Annotated in this window: 13 protein-coding genes; 7 read left to right on the plus strand and 6 right to left on the minus strand. The window is 62.4% G+C overall.

Translation table 11 applies throughout. The features are described 5' to 3' along the window. Positions 1-18 precede the first annotated feature (18 nt). A complete protein-coding gene (locus ACODSZ_RS09730) occupies positions 19-1,311 on the minus strand; it encodes an amino acid deaminase (protein WP_488927490.1) in 1,293 nt (430 codons plus the stop codon). Positions 1,312-1,468: 157 nt separating this feature from the next. Here ACODSZ_RS09730 and ACODSZ_RS09735 point away from each other — a divergent pair, with 157 nt between their 5' ends. The 4 genes from ACODSZ_RS09735 to ACODSZ_RS09750 all read left to right on the plus strand — a co-directional run bounded on the left by ACODSZ_RS09735 (position 1,469) and on the right by ACODSZ_RS09750 (position 5,854). Continuing rightward, entirely contained in the window at positions 1,469-2,353 is an 885-nt protein-coding gene (locus ACODSZ_RS09735; RefSeq protein WP_175343232.1) for a MurR/RpiR family transcriptional regulator, read from the plus strand. Between the two features lies 1 nt (position 2,354). Next, on the plus strand, positions 2,355-3,845 hold the full coding sequence (locus tag ACODSZ_RS09740) for an N-acyl-D-amino-acid deacylase family protein (protein WP_488927491.1): 1,491 nt from the start codon (positions 2,355-2,357) through the stop codon (positions 3,843-3,845). Between the two features lie 82 nt (positions 3,846-3,927). Next, positions 3,928-4,311 carry a RidA family protein gene (locus ACODSZ_RS09745; RefSeq protein WP_006712914.1) on the plus strand — a complete coding sequence of 128 codons (384 nt, stop codon included), beginning with the start codon at positions 3,928-3,930 and terminating at the stop codon, positions 4,309-4,311. 190 nt (positions 4,312-4,501) lie between these two features. Further along, positions 4,502-5,854 carry a GntP family permease gene (locus ACODSZ_RS09750; RefSeq protein WP_488927492.1) on the plus strand — a complete coding sequence of 451 codons (1,353 nt, stop codon included), beginning with the start codon at positions 4,502-4,504 and terminating at the stop codon, positions 5,852-5,854. An 86-nt stretch (positions 5,855-5,940) separates the two neighbouring features. Here ACODSZ_RS09750 and ACODSZ_RS09755 read toward each other — a convergent pair whose 3' ends face one another. After that, positions 5,941-6,465: a hypothetical protein gene (locus tag ACODSZ_RS09755; protein WP_488927493.1), complete on the minus strand. Its 525-nt coding sequence runs from the start codon at positions 6,463-6,465 to the stop codon at positions 5,941-5,943. 209 nt (positions 6,466-6,674) lie between these two features. Between ACODSZ_RS09755 and rpsO the strand changes: the two genes are divergently transcribed. From rpsO to ACODSZ_RS09770, 3 genes are all read left to right on the plus strand, one after another. Continuing rightward, positions 6,675-6,944 carry a 30S ribosomal protein S15 gene (gene rpsO, locus ACODSZ_RS09760; RefSeq protein WP_006712917.1) on the plus strand — a complete coding sequence of 90 codons (270 nt, stop codon included), beginning with the start codon at positions 6,675-6,677 and terminating at the stop codon, positions 6,942-6,944. A gap of 336 nt (positions 6,945-7,280) precedes the next feature. Further along, positions 7,281-9,416 carry a polyribonucleotide nucleotidyltransferase gene (gene pnp / locus ACODSZ_RS09765; protein WP_008327631.1) on the plus strand — a complete coding sequence of 712 codons (2,136 nt, stop codon included), beginning with the start codon at positions 7,281-7,283 and terminating at the stop codon, positions 9,414-9,416. Between the two features lie 301 nt (positions 9,417-9,717). After that, entirely contained in the window at positions 9,718-11,010 is a 1,293-nt protein-coding gene (locus ACODSZ_RS09770) for an NAD(P)/FAD-dependent oxidoreductase (protein ID WP_175343236.1), read from the plus strand. Positions 11,011-11,087: 77 nt separating this feature from the next. Here ACODSZ_RS09770 and ACODSZ_RS09775 read toward each other — a convergent pair whose 3' ends face one another. The 4 genes from ACODSZ_RS09775 to pxpA form a co-directional block, all read right to left on the minus strand. Continuing rightward, positions 11,088-12,092, minus strand: a complete 1,005-nt coding sequence (locus tag ACODSZ_RS09775) for a DUF2891 domain-containing protein (protein WP_488927494.1) — start codon at positions 12,090-12,092, stop codon at positions 11,088-11,090. A gap of 73 nt (positions 12,093-12,165) precedes the next feature. Then, a complete protein-coding gene (locus tag ACODSZ_RS09780) occupies positions 12,166-13,152 on the minus strand; it encodes a DUF979 domain-containing protein (RefSeq protein ID WP_008327638.1) in 987 nt (328 codons plus the stop codon). Beyond that, positions 13,149-13,874: a DUF969 domain-containing protein gene (locus tag ACODSZ_RS09785; protein ID WP_008327640.1), complete on the minus strand. Its 726-nt coding sequence runs from the start codon at positions 13,872-13,874 to the stop codon at positions 13,149-13,151. The genes ACODSZ_RS09780 and ACODSZ_RS09785 overlap by 4 nt, the downstream gene beginning before the upstream one ends. A gap of 261 nt (positions 13,875-14,135) precedes the next feature. Next, positions 14,136-14,876, minus strand: coding sequence for a 5-oxoprolinase subunit PxpA (gene pxpA, locus ACODSZ_RS09790; protein WP_175343238.1), 741 nt, complete (start codon positions 14,874-14,876; stop codon positions 14,136-14,138). Positions 14,877-14,878: the final 2 nt, after the last annotated feature.

A 14,878-nucleotide genomic window follows, 5' to 3' on the forward strand; every position in this document is an offset into this window, starting at 1 on the left:
AGGTCTTCTCCGTGGCGATCAGAAGAAGGTCTGCACGATGTCGATGACATCGAAGCGTTGGTCCACCACCACCAGGTGACGCCACTTGTCGAAGGTCAGGCAGGGGTGCGAGATGTCGAAGGCGATCATGTCGCCGACCTGGATGTCGTCTCCCTCGGCAATCTTCAGATAGGCATGCTGGTCCATCATGCCGGTCACTTGCCAGTGGGGCGGGGTGGCTTGCGGTTGCGTATCCTGGCCCGGGCGGAAGCGCGTGACCGGGGCCGGCAGGCCGGCGTCGAAAGCGGCATCGCGCTTGCCCAGGGCGATGATGGCCTTGTCGCGCTCGGGAATCGATTGCACGTAGGCCCACAGTTGCAGCGCAGGTTGCAACTGGCTGCGCATGCTGTGCGCCACCGGATTGCGCACCTGGATCTGCGATTGCGCGGCACGGTAGATGCCCACGTCATGGGTGAGATAGCAGCCCGGGCGCAGCACCACTTCCAGCGCCGCACCGATGTCGGCCTGGCCGAATTCTTCGGCCACCACGTCGTACCAGGCCGAGCCGGCCCCGGTCAGTATCGCCGGACCCTGCGCCAGGCGGCGCGCCAGGTGGCCTTGCGCGGACAGGTCCTGCAGGCAGGCCACCGCGCGTTGCAGGAAGCGGCGGATGTCGACCTCTTCCTTGAGCACGCCCTCATACACTTCCACGCCAGCCAGGGCAATGCTGTCCCAGCGCGCAATGGCTGCAAGTACCGCCTGCTGTTGCGTCTCATCGCGCACGCCGGTGCGACCGCCCGCGGGCCCCAGTTCCAGCAGTACGTTGAGGGTTTGCTTGCGCTCGGCGAAGAAGCGGCCCAGTTGATCTGCCAGTGCAGCCGAATCGACCAGGCAGAAGAATTCGAAGGAGGGATCGGCCAGCAATTCGGAGATGATGGCCATGTTGCGCTTGCCCACCAGCTGGTTGGCCATGATCACGCGGCGCACGCCGTGGTGATAGGCCGCCAGGGTCTGGTGCGCGGTGGCCAGGGTGATGCCCCAGGCACCGGTGTCGAGCTGGCGCGCAAACAGCTTGGGTGCCATGGTGGTCTTGCCGTGCGGGGCCAGTCTGACCTGGTACTGGCCGACGAAATCCTGCATCCACTTCAGGTTGTGGGCGATCTTTTCCTCATACAACACCGCGGCCGGCAGGCTGATGTCTTCATTGAGCAGGTTCCAGCGCACGTTGCCGCCCTGTTGCGGCGTCAGCGGCTGGGTCAGTGCGCCCAGCCCCTTGTTGAGCGGGTCGATCATGCCGGCCTGAAACTGGTTTTGGTAGTTTGTATCACTCATCGCTTTAATTCCTGTGAAATTAGGATTGACGTAATAATATCCTTGAATTTACTATGTTTATGCCGTGTTAGTAAATAACATAAATTGTTTCCACGGCGCCTTCCGGGGTCGCTGGTTTGATCGCCCGCCCATTCCCGCAGACTGAATTTTTCTTCCCATGGCGCAGACATTGGACATCATTTCCCGCATCACCGAGCGCAGCAGCACCTTGCGCCTGGCCGAACAGAAGGTGGCTGAAGCGATCCTCGGCGATCTCGCCGCCGCTGCCAGTGCCAGCATCGGCGAACTGGCCGGGAAGGCCGGTGTGTCGGTGGCCAGCGTAACGCGCTTTGCCAAGGCCATGGGGTGCCGCGACGTGCGCGAATTCAAGTTCCTGCTGGCGCAGGCGGTGGCCGTGGGACAGCGTTTCTTCGATGGCGCCAGGACGGTGCCCTCGGACCAGCCGCCCGAACTGGCTGACGTGGTGTATCGCGACATCCATGCCGTGCTGGAGCTCAACCGCGCCATGCTCAATCCGGAAATGCTGATGCAAGCCGCGTACCTGCTGCTGGGTGCGCGCATGATCTACTGCTTCGGCATGGGCGGCGGCTCCACCATGATGTCCGACGAGGCGCGCTATCGCCTGGTGCGCCTGGGCCGTCCGGTGGCGACCTATCACGATGCGGTGTTGCAGAAGATGGTGGCGGCGACCCTCGACAAGGAGGACGTGCTGCTGGTCTTCTCGACCACCGGCAGCGTACCGGAGTTGCTGGCCAGTTGCGAGGTGGCGCGCGAATACGGCGTCAAGCTCATCGCCATTACCGCGCTGGGTTCACCGCTGGCCAAGATGGCCGATGTGCTGCTGCCCATCAAGACGCTGGAAACCGACCTGATTTTCAAACCATCCTCGTCGCGCTACGCCATGATGGCGACGCTGGACATGCTGGTGCTGGAGCTGGCCTTGCTGCACAAGGAAAGCAGCCAGGAACGCCTGCGCCGCCTCAAGTACGTGCTCGATGCCCATCGCGGCGGCGGCGACCTGCACCAGCCACTGGGAGACTGACATGACATCCATCCCGCATGCTGCCGCTAGCGACAGGCACTGCGACACCCTGATCCGCCATGCCCTGGTCATCGACGGCAGTGGCGCCGAGCCGGTCGCGGCCGACGTGGCCGTGCGCCACGGACGCATCGTCGCCGTGGGCCGGCTTGATGGCTGGCAGGCCCGGCAGCAGATCGACGGCACCGACCGTGTACTGGCGCCGGGCTTCATCGACGTACATACGCATGACGATACCAACGTCATCCGCACTCCGGAGATGTATCCCAAGCTGTCGCAGGGTGTGACCACGGTGGTGGTCGGCAACTGCGGCATCAGTGCCGCCCCGGTCACGCTCAAGGGGGACCCGCCGGATCCGATGAACCTGCTGGGCAAGTCGGAGGCTTTTCACTATCCCAGCTTTGCCAGCTACGCAGAGGCCGTCAACGCCGCGCAGCCCGCCATCAACGTGGCGGCGCTGGTGGGGCACACGGCCCTGCGCAACAATCACATGGATCGTCTGGACCGCGCCGCCACCGACGCGGAAATTGCCGGCATGCGCGCGCAATTGCGCGAGGCGCTGGAACACGGCGCGCTGGGTCTTTCCACCGGCCTGGCCTATGGCAACGCCATCAACGCGCCCACCGAAGAAGTGCTGGCCCTGGCCGAGCCGCTGGCCGAATTCGGCGGCCTCTACGCCACCCATTTGCGCAGCGAATTCGCCGACATCCTCAATGCGATGGAGGAAGCCTTTCGCATCGGCAAGCATGCGCGCGTGCCGGTGGTGATCTCGCACCTCAAGTGCGCCGGCGTGGAGAACTGGGGACGCAGCAGTGAAGTGTTGCAGGCGCTGGAAGCCGCCTCGCGTCATCAGCACGTGGGCTGCGACTGCTATCCCTATACCGCCAGCTCGTCCACCCTGGACCTCAAGCAGGTCACCGCCGACTACGACATCCAGGTGACCTGGTCGGAACCGCATCCGGAGCAGGGCGGCAAGATGTTGCAGCAGATCGCCGCCGACTGGGGCGTGGACCTGCATGCCGCCGCCGCGCGCCTGATGCCGGCCGGCGCCGTCTATCACTGCATGTCGGACGACGACGTCAATCGCATCCTCTCCCATCCGGCCACCGTGGTCGGCTCGGACGGGCTGCCCAACGACCCCTTGCCGCATCCGCGCCTGTGGGGCGCCTTCCCGCGTGTGCTGGGCTACTACAGCCGCGAACAGAAACTGTTTTCGCTGGCCACCGCCGTACACAAGATGACCGGCCTGTCGGCGCAACGTTTTGGTCTGGAGCAGCGCGGCCTGGTGCGTGAGGGCTATCACGCCGACCTGGTGCTGTTCGATCCCGAGACCATCCGCGATGCCGCCAGCTTCACCGATCCCATGCAGCCGGCCCATGGCATCGATGCGGTGTGGGTCAATGGACAGCTGGCCTATCGCGGGCAGGACAAGCAGGCCACCCGCGCCCGTGCGGGACGCTTCCTGGCGCGCACGGTGCAGAAAACGCCAGCCTGAGTGGCAGAAAACCTCAGGGCTGGATTGTTAACTTCAGGTTTCAAATCGACTTTTCAAATTCGAGTTCAACAAAGGAGCAGCAATGAGCATTCAACGATTCGGTGTGGAAGGTGGCAGCGGCACCGGTGGTCAGCATCTGCCGTTCGCGCGCGCAGTGGCCGCCGACGGCTGGTTGTACGTGTCCGGCCAGGTGGCCATGGAAAACGGTGAAGTGATCGACGGCGGCATTGTGGCGCAGTCACACAAGGCCATTCAGAACGTGCTGGCGATCCTCAAGGAAGCCGGTTATGGCCCGGAGCATGTGGTGCGCTGTGGCGTGTGGCTGGATGATGCGCGCGATTTCCAGTCCTTCAACAAGGTCTTCAAGGAATACTTCGGCGCCAACCCGCCTGCGCGCGCCTGCGTGGTCTCCAGCATGGTGGTCGATTGCAAGGTCGAGGTCGATTGCGTGGCCTTCAAGCGCTGATGTTGTCAGCGCGGGGCAGGGCACGACTTCGCTTCGCGCTTGAACCAACACGAAAAGAATAAAAAGAAAAAAAGAAAAAAGAATAAACGCTATAAAAAATTTAAAAGATTTGCAGATTTTTTGTTCAAGTATGCCGGCAGGGGTGTGACGACGTCGGCGGTGTCTTTTACCTTCTGAAGAGGAGCAACAGATGGAGGCTGTACAAGGAAGTGCGCTACTGGTCTATGCGCTGGTGGCGGTGATCGCACTGATCGTGCTGATCGCCAGATTCAAGATGAATCCGTTCATCGTCCTGATCGTGGTGTCGCTGGTGCTGGGTCTGGCTGTGGGGATGCCCATGGGCGGCATCGTCAAGGCCTTCGAGACCGGCGTGGGCGGTGCCCTGGGGCATATTGCGCTGGTGGTGGGCCTGGGCACGATGCTGGGCAAGATGATGGCCGAATCGGGTGGTGCCGAGCGCATTGCCAATACCATGATCAAGGCCTTCGGTGAAAAGAACGTGCACTGGGCCATGATGACGGTGGCTTTCATCGTCGGTCTGCCGGTGTTCTTCGAGGTTGGTTTCGTGCTGTTGGTGCCGATCGCCTTCAACGTCGCCAAGCGTACCGGGACCAACATGGTGCTGGTGGGTATTCCCATGGTGGCCGGTCTGTCGGTGGTGCACGGACTGATCCCGCCGCACCCGGCCGCATTGCTGGCGGTGACCGCCTACAGCGCCGATATCGGTCGCACCATTCTGTATGCGCTGATCGTCGGTATTCCCACGGCCATCATTGCCGGTCCCATCTTCGGCAAGCTCATTTCCAAGGTGGTCATTCCCAATCCGGACAATCCGCTGAGCGCGCAATTCGTCGACCAGAGCAAGAAGGACCGTGAACTGCCGGGCTTCGGCATCACGCTCTTCACCATCCTGTTGCCGGTGGCGTTGATGTTGATCGGCAGCTGGGCCGACCTGTTCTTTGCCCCCAAGAGCTTAGCCAATGATTTCCTGCGCCTGATCGGCAACTCCGTCATCGCGCTGTTGATCGCCACCCTGGTGAGTTTCTGGACCTTTGGACGTGCCCGTGGCTTTGGTGCCGACCAGATCCTGAAATTCACCAACGAGTGCCTGGCGCCCATTGCCAGCATCACGCTGGTGGTCGGTGCGGGGGCAGGCTTTGGGCGCATCCTGATGGATGGCGGCGTTTCCAAGGCCATTGTCGGCGTGGCCACCGATGCCCATCTGTCACCGCTGCTGCTGGGCTGGTTCGTGGCCGCGCTCATTCGTGTGGCCACCGGCTCGGCGACGGTGGCCATGACCACAGCCTGCGGCATCGTCGCGCCCATCGTCTCCACCGTTGGTGGTGTGCGTCCGGAACTGATGGTGCTGGCCACCGGCGCCGGTTCGCTGATCCTGTCGCACGTCAATGACGGCGGCTTCTGGCTGGTCAAGGAATACTTCAACATGACCGTGCCGCAGACCTTCAAGACCTGGACCGTGATGGAAACCCTGGTCTCGGTGCTGGCGCTGCTGTTCACGCTGGCGCTGGCGACGGTGGTGTAAGCCCATCGCCCAAGGCCGCAGAAAGAAGGCTGCCCGGCGTGAACCGGGCAGCCTTCTTTCGTTTGTGTGGGACGGATGTTCTGCGATCAGAAGCGCAAGCGTGAGTCGTCAAAGCGCGGGTCGGGGCCGTTCTCCACCTTTTCCACGGTGCCCTGGTCGTTGAAGTAGACCGTCATCTGCGAATTCCAGACACCGCTTTCCTTGTAGCCATAGTTCCAGGCATCGAAGGGGATGCGGGCATAGCGCGTCACCTCGGTGGGGCGACCAACCCGGCGCAGTACGTCAAGCTTGGTGTCCTGCTTTGGACGGATCGCGCGGAAATTCTCGATGGTCCACACTTGCGCATAGGAAATGAGCCGATGGTCGGGACCGATGCGCGCCATGTACTGGTACTGGCCGAAGGCGCCGGCCGCATATTCGAAGACGCGCACGTTGCCATCCGGATACACATTGCTGGGCGGCCCCAGGCGGGCGACTACCTGGTCTTCCGGTTCACCCGGTTGTACTGGCGGTTGCAGCAGCGAGGCGCAGCCGGCCAGGCTGGCTGTGGCCAGCAGGACGGCGGCCAGGCGCGGGCGGATGCGCAGGAAGAGGGAAGCGGGGTGCTGCATGGAAACTCCTGGTCAGGTTGTCATTCCTGCACGGCAAGGCCGACTGCTGCGCCAGTGCGACGCCGGTGTCTGCCAATGTTGGTAGGAATGGCTTTTTGCTATATAATTTCGCGTCCGGTCGGTTTGGCCGGATTCTCATTTTTTGTTCACGGTATGCAGGGCAGGATATTTTCCAACGCTCCGCACACCGCTTGTGAAAGGTAAAAGCAATGTCCATCGAAAAAGCAGCCAAGGCTGCCATTATCTCCGAAAACGCCCGCGGCACGAACGACACCGGTTCTCCGGAAGTGCAAGTCGCGCTGCTGACCGCACGCATCAACGACCTGAACGGCCACTTCAAGGCCCACGTCAAGGATCACCACTCCCGTCGTGGCCTGATCAAGATGGTCAACCGTCGCAAGAGCCTGCTGTCCTACCTGAAGAACAAGGACGCTGACCGTTACCGCGCCCTGATCGAGAAACTCGGTCTGCGCAAGTAATTTGACTCCGCGTCTGGGTCTCGGGGTTTGCGCCCCGGACCACCACGAAATGCCTGCGTCACTCGTTGACGCGGGCATTTTGTTTTTTGCGATTCGGCAAGCTCAGGCGTAAGCCGGGGCCAGTGCCATCGTAAAGCGCCCTCCCTCGGGGCAGGAATACATCATCGTTTCATCGCGGCAGGCTGTTTGTTGGATCAATGCCGCGTTCGTCGTGAGTGACCGGTTTCGCCGGCCACTGTGGTGAGGTGAACGACAGCGCCTGAAAATCTGTCGGCAAAAGGAAGCCGTGCACCGCGGACACAGTCGGGGCCGGCTCCATAAAAGAAAGGAAATACCGTGTTCAATAAAGTAAGCAAGACCTTCCAGTACGGTCAGCATCAAGTGACCCTGGAAACCGGCGAAATCGCTCGCCAGGCTTCTGGCGCCGTGGTGGTGTCGGTGGAAGACACCGTCATCCTGGCCACCGTGGTGGCCCGCAAGGAAGCCAAGCCCGGCCAGGATTTCTTCCCCCTGACGGTCGACTACATCGAGAAGACCTATGCAGCCGGCCGCATCCCCGGCGGTTTCTTCAAGCGTGAAGGCAAGCCTTCCGAAAAGGAAACCCTGACCTCGCGCCTGATCGATCGTCCGATCCGCCCGCTGTTCCCGGAAGGCTACCTCAACGAAGTGCAGGTGATCATCCACGTGCTGTCGGTGAACCCTGAAATCGATCCGGACATCCCCGCCATGATCGGTGCCTCGGCAGCCCTGTCGCTGGCCGGCATCCCCTTCAACGGCCCCGTGGGCGCCGCTCGCGTCGGTTACATCGACGGCCAGTACGTCCTGAACCCGACCACTTCGCAACTGAAGTCCTCGCAACTGGACCTGGTGGTGGCCGGTACCGAAACCGCCGTGCTGATGGTGGAATCCGAAGCCGATCAACTGTCCGAAGAAGTCATGCTGGGCGCCGTCGTGTTTGGTCACGACCAGTCCAAGGCCGTCATCGAAGCCATCCACGCCCTGGTGCGTGACGGTGGCAAGCCGGAAGTGCAATGGTCCGCCCCGGCCAAGAACGAAGCCCTGATCGCCCGCGTGGCGCAACTGGCCGAAGGCCCGCTGCGCGAAGCCTACCAGACCAAGGACAAGCAGGCCCGTACCGAAAAGCTCAAGGCTGTCTCGGCCCAGGTCAACGAAGCCCTGGTCGCCGAAGCTGCTGCCAACAACGGCGTGGCTGCGGATGCTGCCGAAGTCGGTTCCATCCTCTTCGACCTGGAAGCCAAGATCGTGCGTTCGCAGATCCTGGAAGGCGAACCCCGCATCGATGGTCGCGACACCCGCACCGTGCGCCCGATCTCGATCCGTACCGGCGTGCTGCCGCGTACCCACGGTTCGGCCCTGTTCACCCGTGGCGAAACGCAAGCCCTGGTCATCGCGACCCTGGGTACCGCACGTGACGAACAGAAGATCGATGGTCTGCTGGGTGAATACTCCGACCGCTTCATGCTCCACTACAACATGCCTCCGTTCGCCACCGGCGAAACCGGTCGCGTGGGCACCCCGAAGCGTCGTGAAATCGGCCACGGCCGCCTGGCCAAGCGCGCGCTGATCGCCGCGCTGCCGGCCGCTGACGAGTTCAGCTACTCGGTGCGCCTGGTCTCGGAAATCACCGAGTCCAACGGTTCCTCCTCGATGGCGTCGGTGTGCGGCGGCTGCCTGGCACTGATGGACGCCGGCGTGCCGATGAAGGCCCACGTGGCCGGCATCGCCATGGGCCTGATCAAGGAAGGCAACAAGTTTGCCGTGCTGACCGACATCCTGGGCGATGAAGATCACCTGGGCGACATGGACTTCAAGGTGGCCGGTACTGCCAACGGCATTACCGCCCTGCAGATGGACATCAAGATCCAGGGCATCACCAAGGAAATCATGCAGGTCGCGCTGGAGCAGGCCAAGGAAGGTCGTCACCACATCCTGGGCAAGATGCAGGAAGCCGTGCCGGCCGGTCGTGCCGAACTGTCCGACTTCGCACCGCGCCTGATCACCATCAAGATCAATCCGGAAAAGATCCGTGACGTGATCGGCAAGGGCGGCGCCGTCATCCGCGCGCTGACCGAAGAAACCGGCACCCAGATCGACATCAGCGACGAAGGCGTGGTCACCATCGCCTCCGTGGACGCATCGGCTGGTCAGGAAGCCAAGCGCCGCATCGAAGAGCTGACCGCTTCCGTGGAAGTGGGCAAGATCTACGAAGGCACCGTCCTGAAGCTGCTGGACTTCGGCGCCATCGTCCAGGTCCTGCCGGGCAAGGATGGTCTGCTGCACATCAGCCAGATCGCCAACGAACGTGTCAACGCCGTGGCCGACTACCTCAAGGAAGGCCAGCAAGTGCGCGTCAAGGTTCTGGAAACCGATGACCGCGGCCGCCTGAAGCTGTCGATGAAGGCTGCCCAGGCTGAAGAAGGCGACGCCGCCGCTCCGCAAGAAGCGCAGTAATCCCTTCTGCCTGACCAGGCAACAAGAAAATCCCCCGTGCCGCAAGGCCGGGGGATTTTTTTTGTGCGCACAAGAGGATGCGGACAATCTGCCCAAGTGATTTCGAACCAAAAGTATGCGATTCTGTCCGTCTGCTTTGAGGGACATCAAGGTTCCGGTGTGCCGCGCTCATCAGGGGGAGGCGTGGCACTGCCATGCAGGCAGATCCGAATAGAGAGTAGGGGACAGCTGTGCAGCCGTATCACATCAAGGTGACTGGCTTGCGCGGATAGAACAACACATTACTTTTGAAAGGAAGGCAATGCCCCATGTCATCATCATCGGTTGCGGCTTCGGTGGTCTGGCCGCCGCGCGTGAGCTGGCCCAGGCCGATGTACGCATCACCATGATCGACCGCAGCAACCATCACCTGTTCCAGCCCTTGCTGTATCAGGTCGCCACGGCCGGGCTGTCGGCCCCGGCGATTAGCGCACCGATCCGCGCCATCCTGGCGCAGCAGACCAATCTCACCACCCTGATGGCGGCCGTCACCGGAATCGATACCGCCGCCAGGTCCGTCACCCTGGAAGACGGCAGCGTGCTCGGCTATGACTACCTGATTGTGGCCACCGGTTCCACCCACAGTTACTTCGGCCACGATGAGTGGAGCGCGCTGGCACCAGGACTGAAGACGCTGGAAGATGCCTTCGAGATCCGCAAGCGCATCCTGATGGCCTTCGAGCATGCCGAGCGCGAGACCGATGCACGGCGCCGCCAGGAATGGCTGACCTTCACCGTCATCGGGGGTGGCGCCACCGGCGTGGAGATGGCCGGTACGCTGGTGGAGATTGCGCGCCACACCTTGTCGGGCGAATTCCGCAATATCGATCCGCATTCGGCACGGGTGGTGCTGGTGGAAGGTTCCGAACGTGTGCTGGGCGCCTATCCTGCCGACCTCTCCGAGAAAGCCCGTGAGCAGTTGCACAGGCTAGGCGTGGATGTGCGCACCGGTTGCCGCGTGGTGCACATCGACGAGACCTGCGTGCGCTATGCCAATTTCGATGGCGAGCAAAGCCTGGCCACGCGTACCGTCATCTGGTCGGCAGGTGTAGCGGCTTCTCCGCTGGGCAAGAAGCTGGGTGTACAGGTGGACCGTACTGGTCGTGTACCGGTCACGCCGCAGCTCTGTATTGCTGGTCACGAGGAAGTGTTCGTGATCGGCGATCTGGCGGCGGCACAGTCGGAAGGCAAGCCGGTGCCGGGCGTGTCACCGGCGGCCAAGCAGATGGGCCGCGTTGCGGCGCGCAACATCAAGCATCACATTGCGGGACAGACGGCGGAGATTTTTGTCTACAAGGATTACGGATCGCTGGCCACCATCGGTCGACGTGCGGCCATTGCCATGGTCGGCAAGCTCAAGTTCTCGGGCTATCCGGCCTGGCTGTTCTGGCTGTTCGTGCACGTGTATTTCCTGATCGGTTTCCGCAACCGTCTCATGGTGATGGCGGACTGGGCCTGGGCGTATTTCACCTTCAAGCGCAGTGCGCGGGTGATCTCGGCCACCATGCCCGAGCAGGCCGAGCAGCCTGTCTTGCGCAAGGAAGTCGCTGAGTAGATTTCGTCGCTCTTGCAGCAAAGAACCTCGCTTCCGTTTCCGGGAGCGAGGTTTTTTACTTCAGTGCTGCGGGTGGCTCAGTCTTCCAATGCCAGCATGGCGAAGCTGGCCAGCCAGTGACCACCACTGTAGTGGCTGCCGACCACCTGATCGATGGAGGCGGCGATGTGGCGCGCGACGGCGGCCTCGATGGCGCTGCGCGCAGCGTGATTGGCGGGCAGGTGGCGCAGGACGTTCTTCATGCACCAGGCGCGGGAAAGGTTCAGGCCGTCCAGGTGGGCGATCTTGGGATCGGTCGGGTCCGACACATGCGCCGGCTGCATGATCTGTTCGATAGCGGCCACGCGCGGCAGGTAAAGGTCGAACCAGGTCGCAAAGTCCTGCGCCGGCAGCACCTTGCTCATCAGCAGTGCTTCGGTCAGTGCGCCGGAAATGTACTCGTCACCACCGGGTTCGTAGTGGGCCGGGTAGTCGGTGTCCTTGCCGTAGTAGCGTTGTGCGCTGGCCAGGATCGCCTGCTCCAGTGCCTCATCCTTGATGTGGCGCGCCTGGTCCAGCGCCAGCGCCAGGGCGAAGGCGGTGTTGTAGTGGGTGCCTACGCGGATCGGATAGCTCAGCTTGGACAGGTATTCCAGCAGGCGACGGCGGATCTCCAGCGTCAGCGGCTGCATCGCGGCGCGCCAGGTGGCAGCGCGCGGCAGGGCCGATTGCGCCAGCTCCTGGTCCAGTGCGAGGATCCAGCCGAAGCCATAAGGACGCTCGAAGGAGGCGCGGCCATCGACGCGGAAATAGTCGGTCTCGCGCTGCATCAGTTCGGTCGTGAAGTGCTCATCGAAGATGGCTTCGATGTCGCTGCGGGCGGGCAGTGCGGGATAGCGTCGCGCACAGCGCAGCAGCAGCCAGAAGCCGTGCACCGCAGAGTGCCAGTCATAGCAGCCGTAGAACACCGGGTGCAGGGCACGCGGTGAGAGTACGTCCTGGGCGCCGTGGAGCACGTGCATGATGTGATTCGGATATTCCTGGCGCAGATAGGCCAGCGGCATGCGGGCAAATTCTTCCGCCCGTTCCTGTGTGAGCTGCATGGGGACTCCTTGAGGCAAAGTGGACGACCCGGCCGGTACTGCGCATCCGGCCGGGTCTGGCGTTCCGGTCAGATCAGCGGAAGGCGAGGAAGTACATCAGGAACACGTTGACCGTCAGCAGCGTCAGTGCGGTCGGAATCTGGACCTTGATGACCTGGTACTTGTTCTTCAGTTCCAGTAGCGCCGCCGGCACGATGTTGTAGTTGGCCGCCATCGGCGTCATGAGCGTACCGCAATAGCCCGAGTACATGCCGATGGCCACCAGCGGCGCCGGGTCGGCATGATGCCCCACGATCAGGAAGGGCAGGGCGATGCCCGCGCTCATCACCGGGAAGGCGGCGAAGGCATTGCCCATCACCATGGTGAACAGTGCCATGCCGACGCAGTAGATCACCACCACCAGGAAGCGGTTGTCGGGATTGACGAACAGGCTCACCACGTGCTGTACCGACGTCCCGGTCTTGGCGGCGACGAAGACACCACCGAGCATGGCCAGCATCAGCGGCAGGATCGCGGCCCAGCCAATCGAATCCACCAGGCGGCGCGACTGGCGTACTGCCTGCAGCGGGGTGCCACGCGTGAGCACGCAACCGGCGATGAGCGCGCAGATGCAGGCCACGCAGAGTGCGGCCAAGGTCAGTTGCTTCTGGTCCAGCAGCATCAGGCCGCCGACCGAGACACCCTTGAGCAGCACGGTACAGGCCACCGTGATCACGGGGATCAGCACCGCCGGGAAGAACAGCCAGTTGCCCAGCTTCCTGGACGAGGCCACGCGCTCTTCATGCGAGGAAGTGGCATAGCTGCCCATGGAGAGCATGCCGGTGCCGGCAATGAGCGAGATGATGATGACGGTGCCGCCGATGATGCGGTGAGCCATGGACTTGCCGAGGTGTTCCACCAGCAGGTCACCGAACAGGAATACCGCGCCGAAGAGGAACCAGAACAGCGCCGTGGTGAAGCGCTTGGGATTGCCCTTGTCGCGCAGGGTCATGACGGTCAGCATCATGACGATGATGCCGATGAGGTAGTAGATGCGGTTGATCGAGATGAGCGTGTTCATGCGGACACCTTGGCAGCGGATTGAGTGGCCTTCCACGCCTCGACATCGCGGCGGATGGAAGCATCGAGGCGGGTCAGGCGGAACATGTGGATCACCAGCGCCGACAGGGCAGTGGGGATGGCCCACAGGCCGATGTGCAGCGGCTCGATGTTGGTGATGCCGTTTTCCTTCAGGAAGGCATCCATCAGCAGCACGGCGCCGAAGGCGATGAAGATGTCCTCGCCGAAGAACACGGCGACGTTGTCACAGGCCGCCGCGTGGGCCTTGATCTTGTCGCGGATGTGTTGCGGCAGGTCTTCGCCGTAGGCGCTCACGGCGGCACCTTCGGCCATCGGTGCCAGCAGCGGACGCACGGTCTGCGCCTGGCCGCCCAGGTAGATCAGACCCAGTGCGGCGGTGCCTTCACGCAGGATGAAATAGAGCATCAGAATGCGTGCCGAAGTGGCGCTGGCGATGCTGGATATCCACGCCTGGGCGCGTTCCTTCAGACCGTAATGTTCCAAGAGGCCAATGATCGGCAGGATCAAGAGGAAGGTCGCCAGCGAACGGCTGTTGACGAACTTCTCGCCAAAGGTTTCCAGCAGCATGCCGAAGTCCATTCCGACCGACAGGCCGGTGGTGAGACCGGCTACCGTGACCACCAGCAGCGGGTTGAAACGCAAGGCAAAACCGGCCACGACGATCGGTATCCCGATCAGTGGCAGCAGTGTCGTACTCTCCATGAAAAACTCCCTATGTGAATGAGGAAAAATCCTGCCGCCAATGTGCAAGGTCCGTGCCATCTTTGTCGTGGAAAGCCGCGCCCAGACTGACTTTGCGTCAATATGCAAAGCGTAGGGGCGTGACTTTTCCTGCGACCTCGCGGGCCTCGGATTGGCGACCTTTCTTGTTGTTTTTGGAACGAAACTACAGCTTGCGACACCCCTGTATCAGCAGCAGGTGCCTTCTTTCCGGCGTCTTGCGACCACGCCGGGAAAAAACTTTCACACCGCCGCGCGCACGGCAATCTGCTCGGCGTGCAGGCGTGCCCGAATCTGGCGCGCAAAATCCAGGGCGTGCGCGCCATCTCCGTGCAGGCACACGGTCTGTGCATTGACTTCGACCAGGCTGCCGTCGATGGCCTTGACCTTCTTCTGCTTGACCAGCATCAGGGTCTGGGCGATGGCGTCGGCATCGTTGGTAATCATGGCGCCGGGCTTGCTGCGTGCGACCAGGCTGCCATCGGCTTCATAGGCGCGATCGGCAAACACTTCTTCGACCGCATTGAGATCGGCATGGCGGGCGGCGGCGATCAGTTCGCTGCCGGCCAGGCCATACAGGCTCAGTTCGGGATTGAAGGTGCGGATGGCGGCGCAGATGGCATTGGCCAGCACGGCATCCTTGGCGGCCTGGTTGTAGAGCGCGCCGTGCGGCTTGACGTGGGTCATGCGTGCACCCTCGGCGCGCACGATGGCGTCCAGTGCGCCGAGTTGATAGAGCATGCCGCTGAAGATTTCCTCGGGCGGCAACTGCATGGCGCTGCGCCCGAAGTTCTCGCGGTCGGGGAAGCTGGGGTGGGCGCCGATGGCCACGTGATTCTGGATCGCCCAGCGCACGCTGCGGCGCATGGTGCTGGCATCGCCCGCATGCCAGCCGCAGGCGATGTTGGCGGAGCTGACCAGGGTCAGCAGTTGTTCGTCGGTGTCGCAGCCTTCGCCGAGGTCGGCATTGAGATCGATATACATGG

It is taken from the genome of Herbaspirillum sp. FG34, from assembly GCF_057809315.1.

Excerpts from the sequence above, each read along its gene's own strand:
- ACODSZ_RS09730 (WP_488927490.1), bottom strand. The coding sequence starts at position 1,311 with ATGAGTGATACAAACTACCAAAACCAGTTTCAGGCCGGCATGATCGAC.
- ACODSZ_RS09735 (WP_175343232.1), top strand. The coding sequence starts at position 1,469 with ATGGCGCAGACATTGGACATCATTTCCCGCATCACCGAGCGCAGCAGC.
- ACODSZ_RS09740 (WP_488927491.1), top strand. The coding sequence starts at position 2,355 with ATGACATCCATCCCGCATGCTGCCGCTAGCGACAGGCACTGCGACACC.
- ACODSZ_RS09745 (WP_006712914.1), top strand. The coding sequence starts at position 3,928 with ATGAGCATTCAACGATTCGGTGTGGAAGGTGGCAGCGGCACCGGTGGT.
- ACODSZ_RS09750 (WP_488927492.1), top strand. The coding sequence starts at position 4,502 with ATGGAGGCTGTACAAGGAAGTGCGCTACTGGTCTATGCGCTGGTGGCG.
- ACODSZ_RS09755 (WP_488927493.1), bottom strand. The coding sequence starts at position 6,465 with ATGCAGCACCCCGCTTCCCTCTTCCTGCGCATCCGCCCGCGCCTGGCC.
- rpsO (WP_006712917.1), top strand. The coding sequence starts at position 6,675 with ATGTCCATCGAAAAAGCAGCCAAGGCTGCCATTATCTCCGAAAACGCC.
- ACODSZ_RS09770 (WP_175343236.1), top strand. The coding sequence starts at position 9,718 with ATGCCCCATGTCATCATCATCGGTTGCGGCTTCGGTGGTCTGGCCGCC.
- ACODSZ_RS09775 (WP_488927494.1), bottom strand. The coding sequence starts at position 12,092 with ATGCAGCTCACACAGGAACGGGCGGAAGAATTTGCCCGCATGCCGCTG.
- ACODSZ_RS09780 (WP_008327638.1), bottom strand. The coding sequence starts at position 13,152 with ATGAACACGCTCATCTCGATCAACCGCATCTACTACCTCATCGGCATC.
- ACODSZ_RS09785 (WP_008327640.1), bottom strand. The coding sequence starts at position 13,874 with ATGGAGAGTACGACACTGCTGCCACTGATCGGGATACCGATCGTCGTG.
- pxpA (WP_175343238.1), bottom strand. The coding sequence starts at position 14,876 with ATGTATATCGATCTCAATGCCGACCTCGGCGAAGGCTGCGACACCGAC.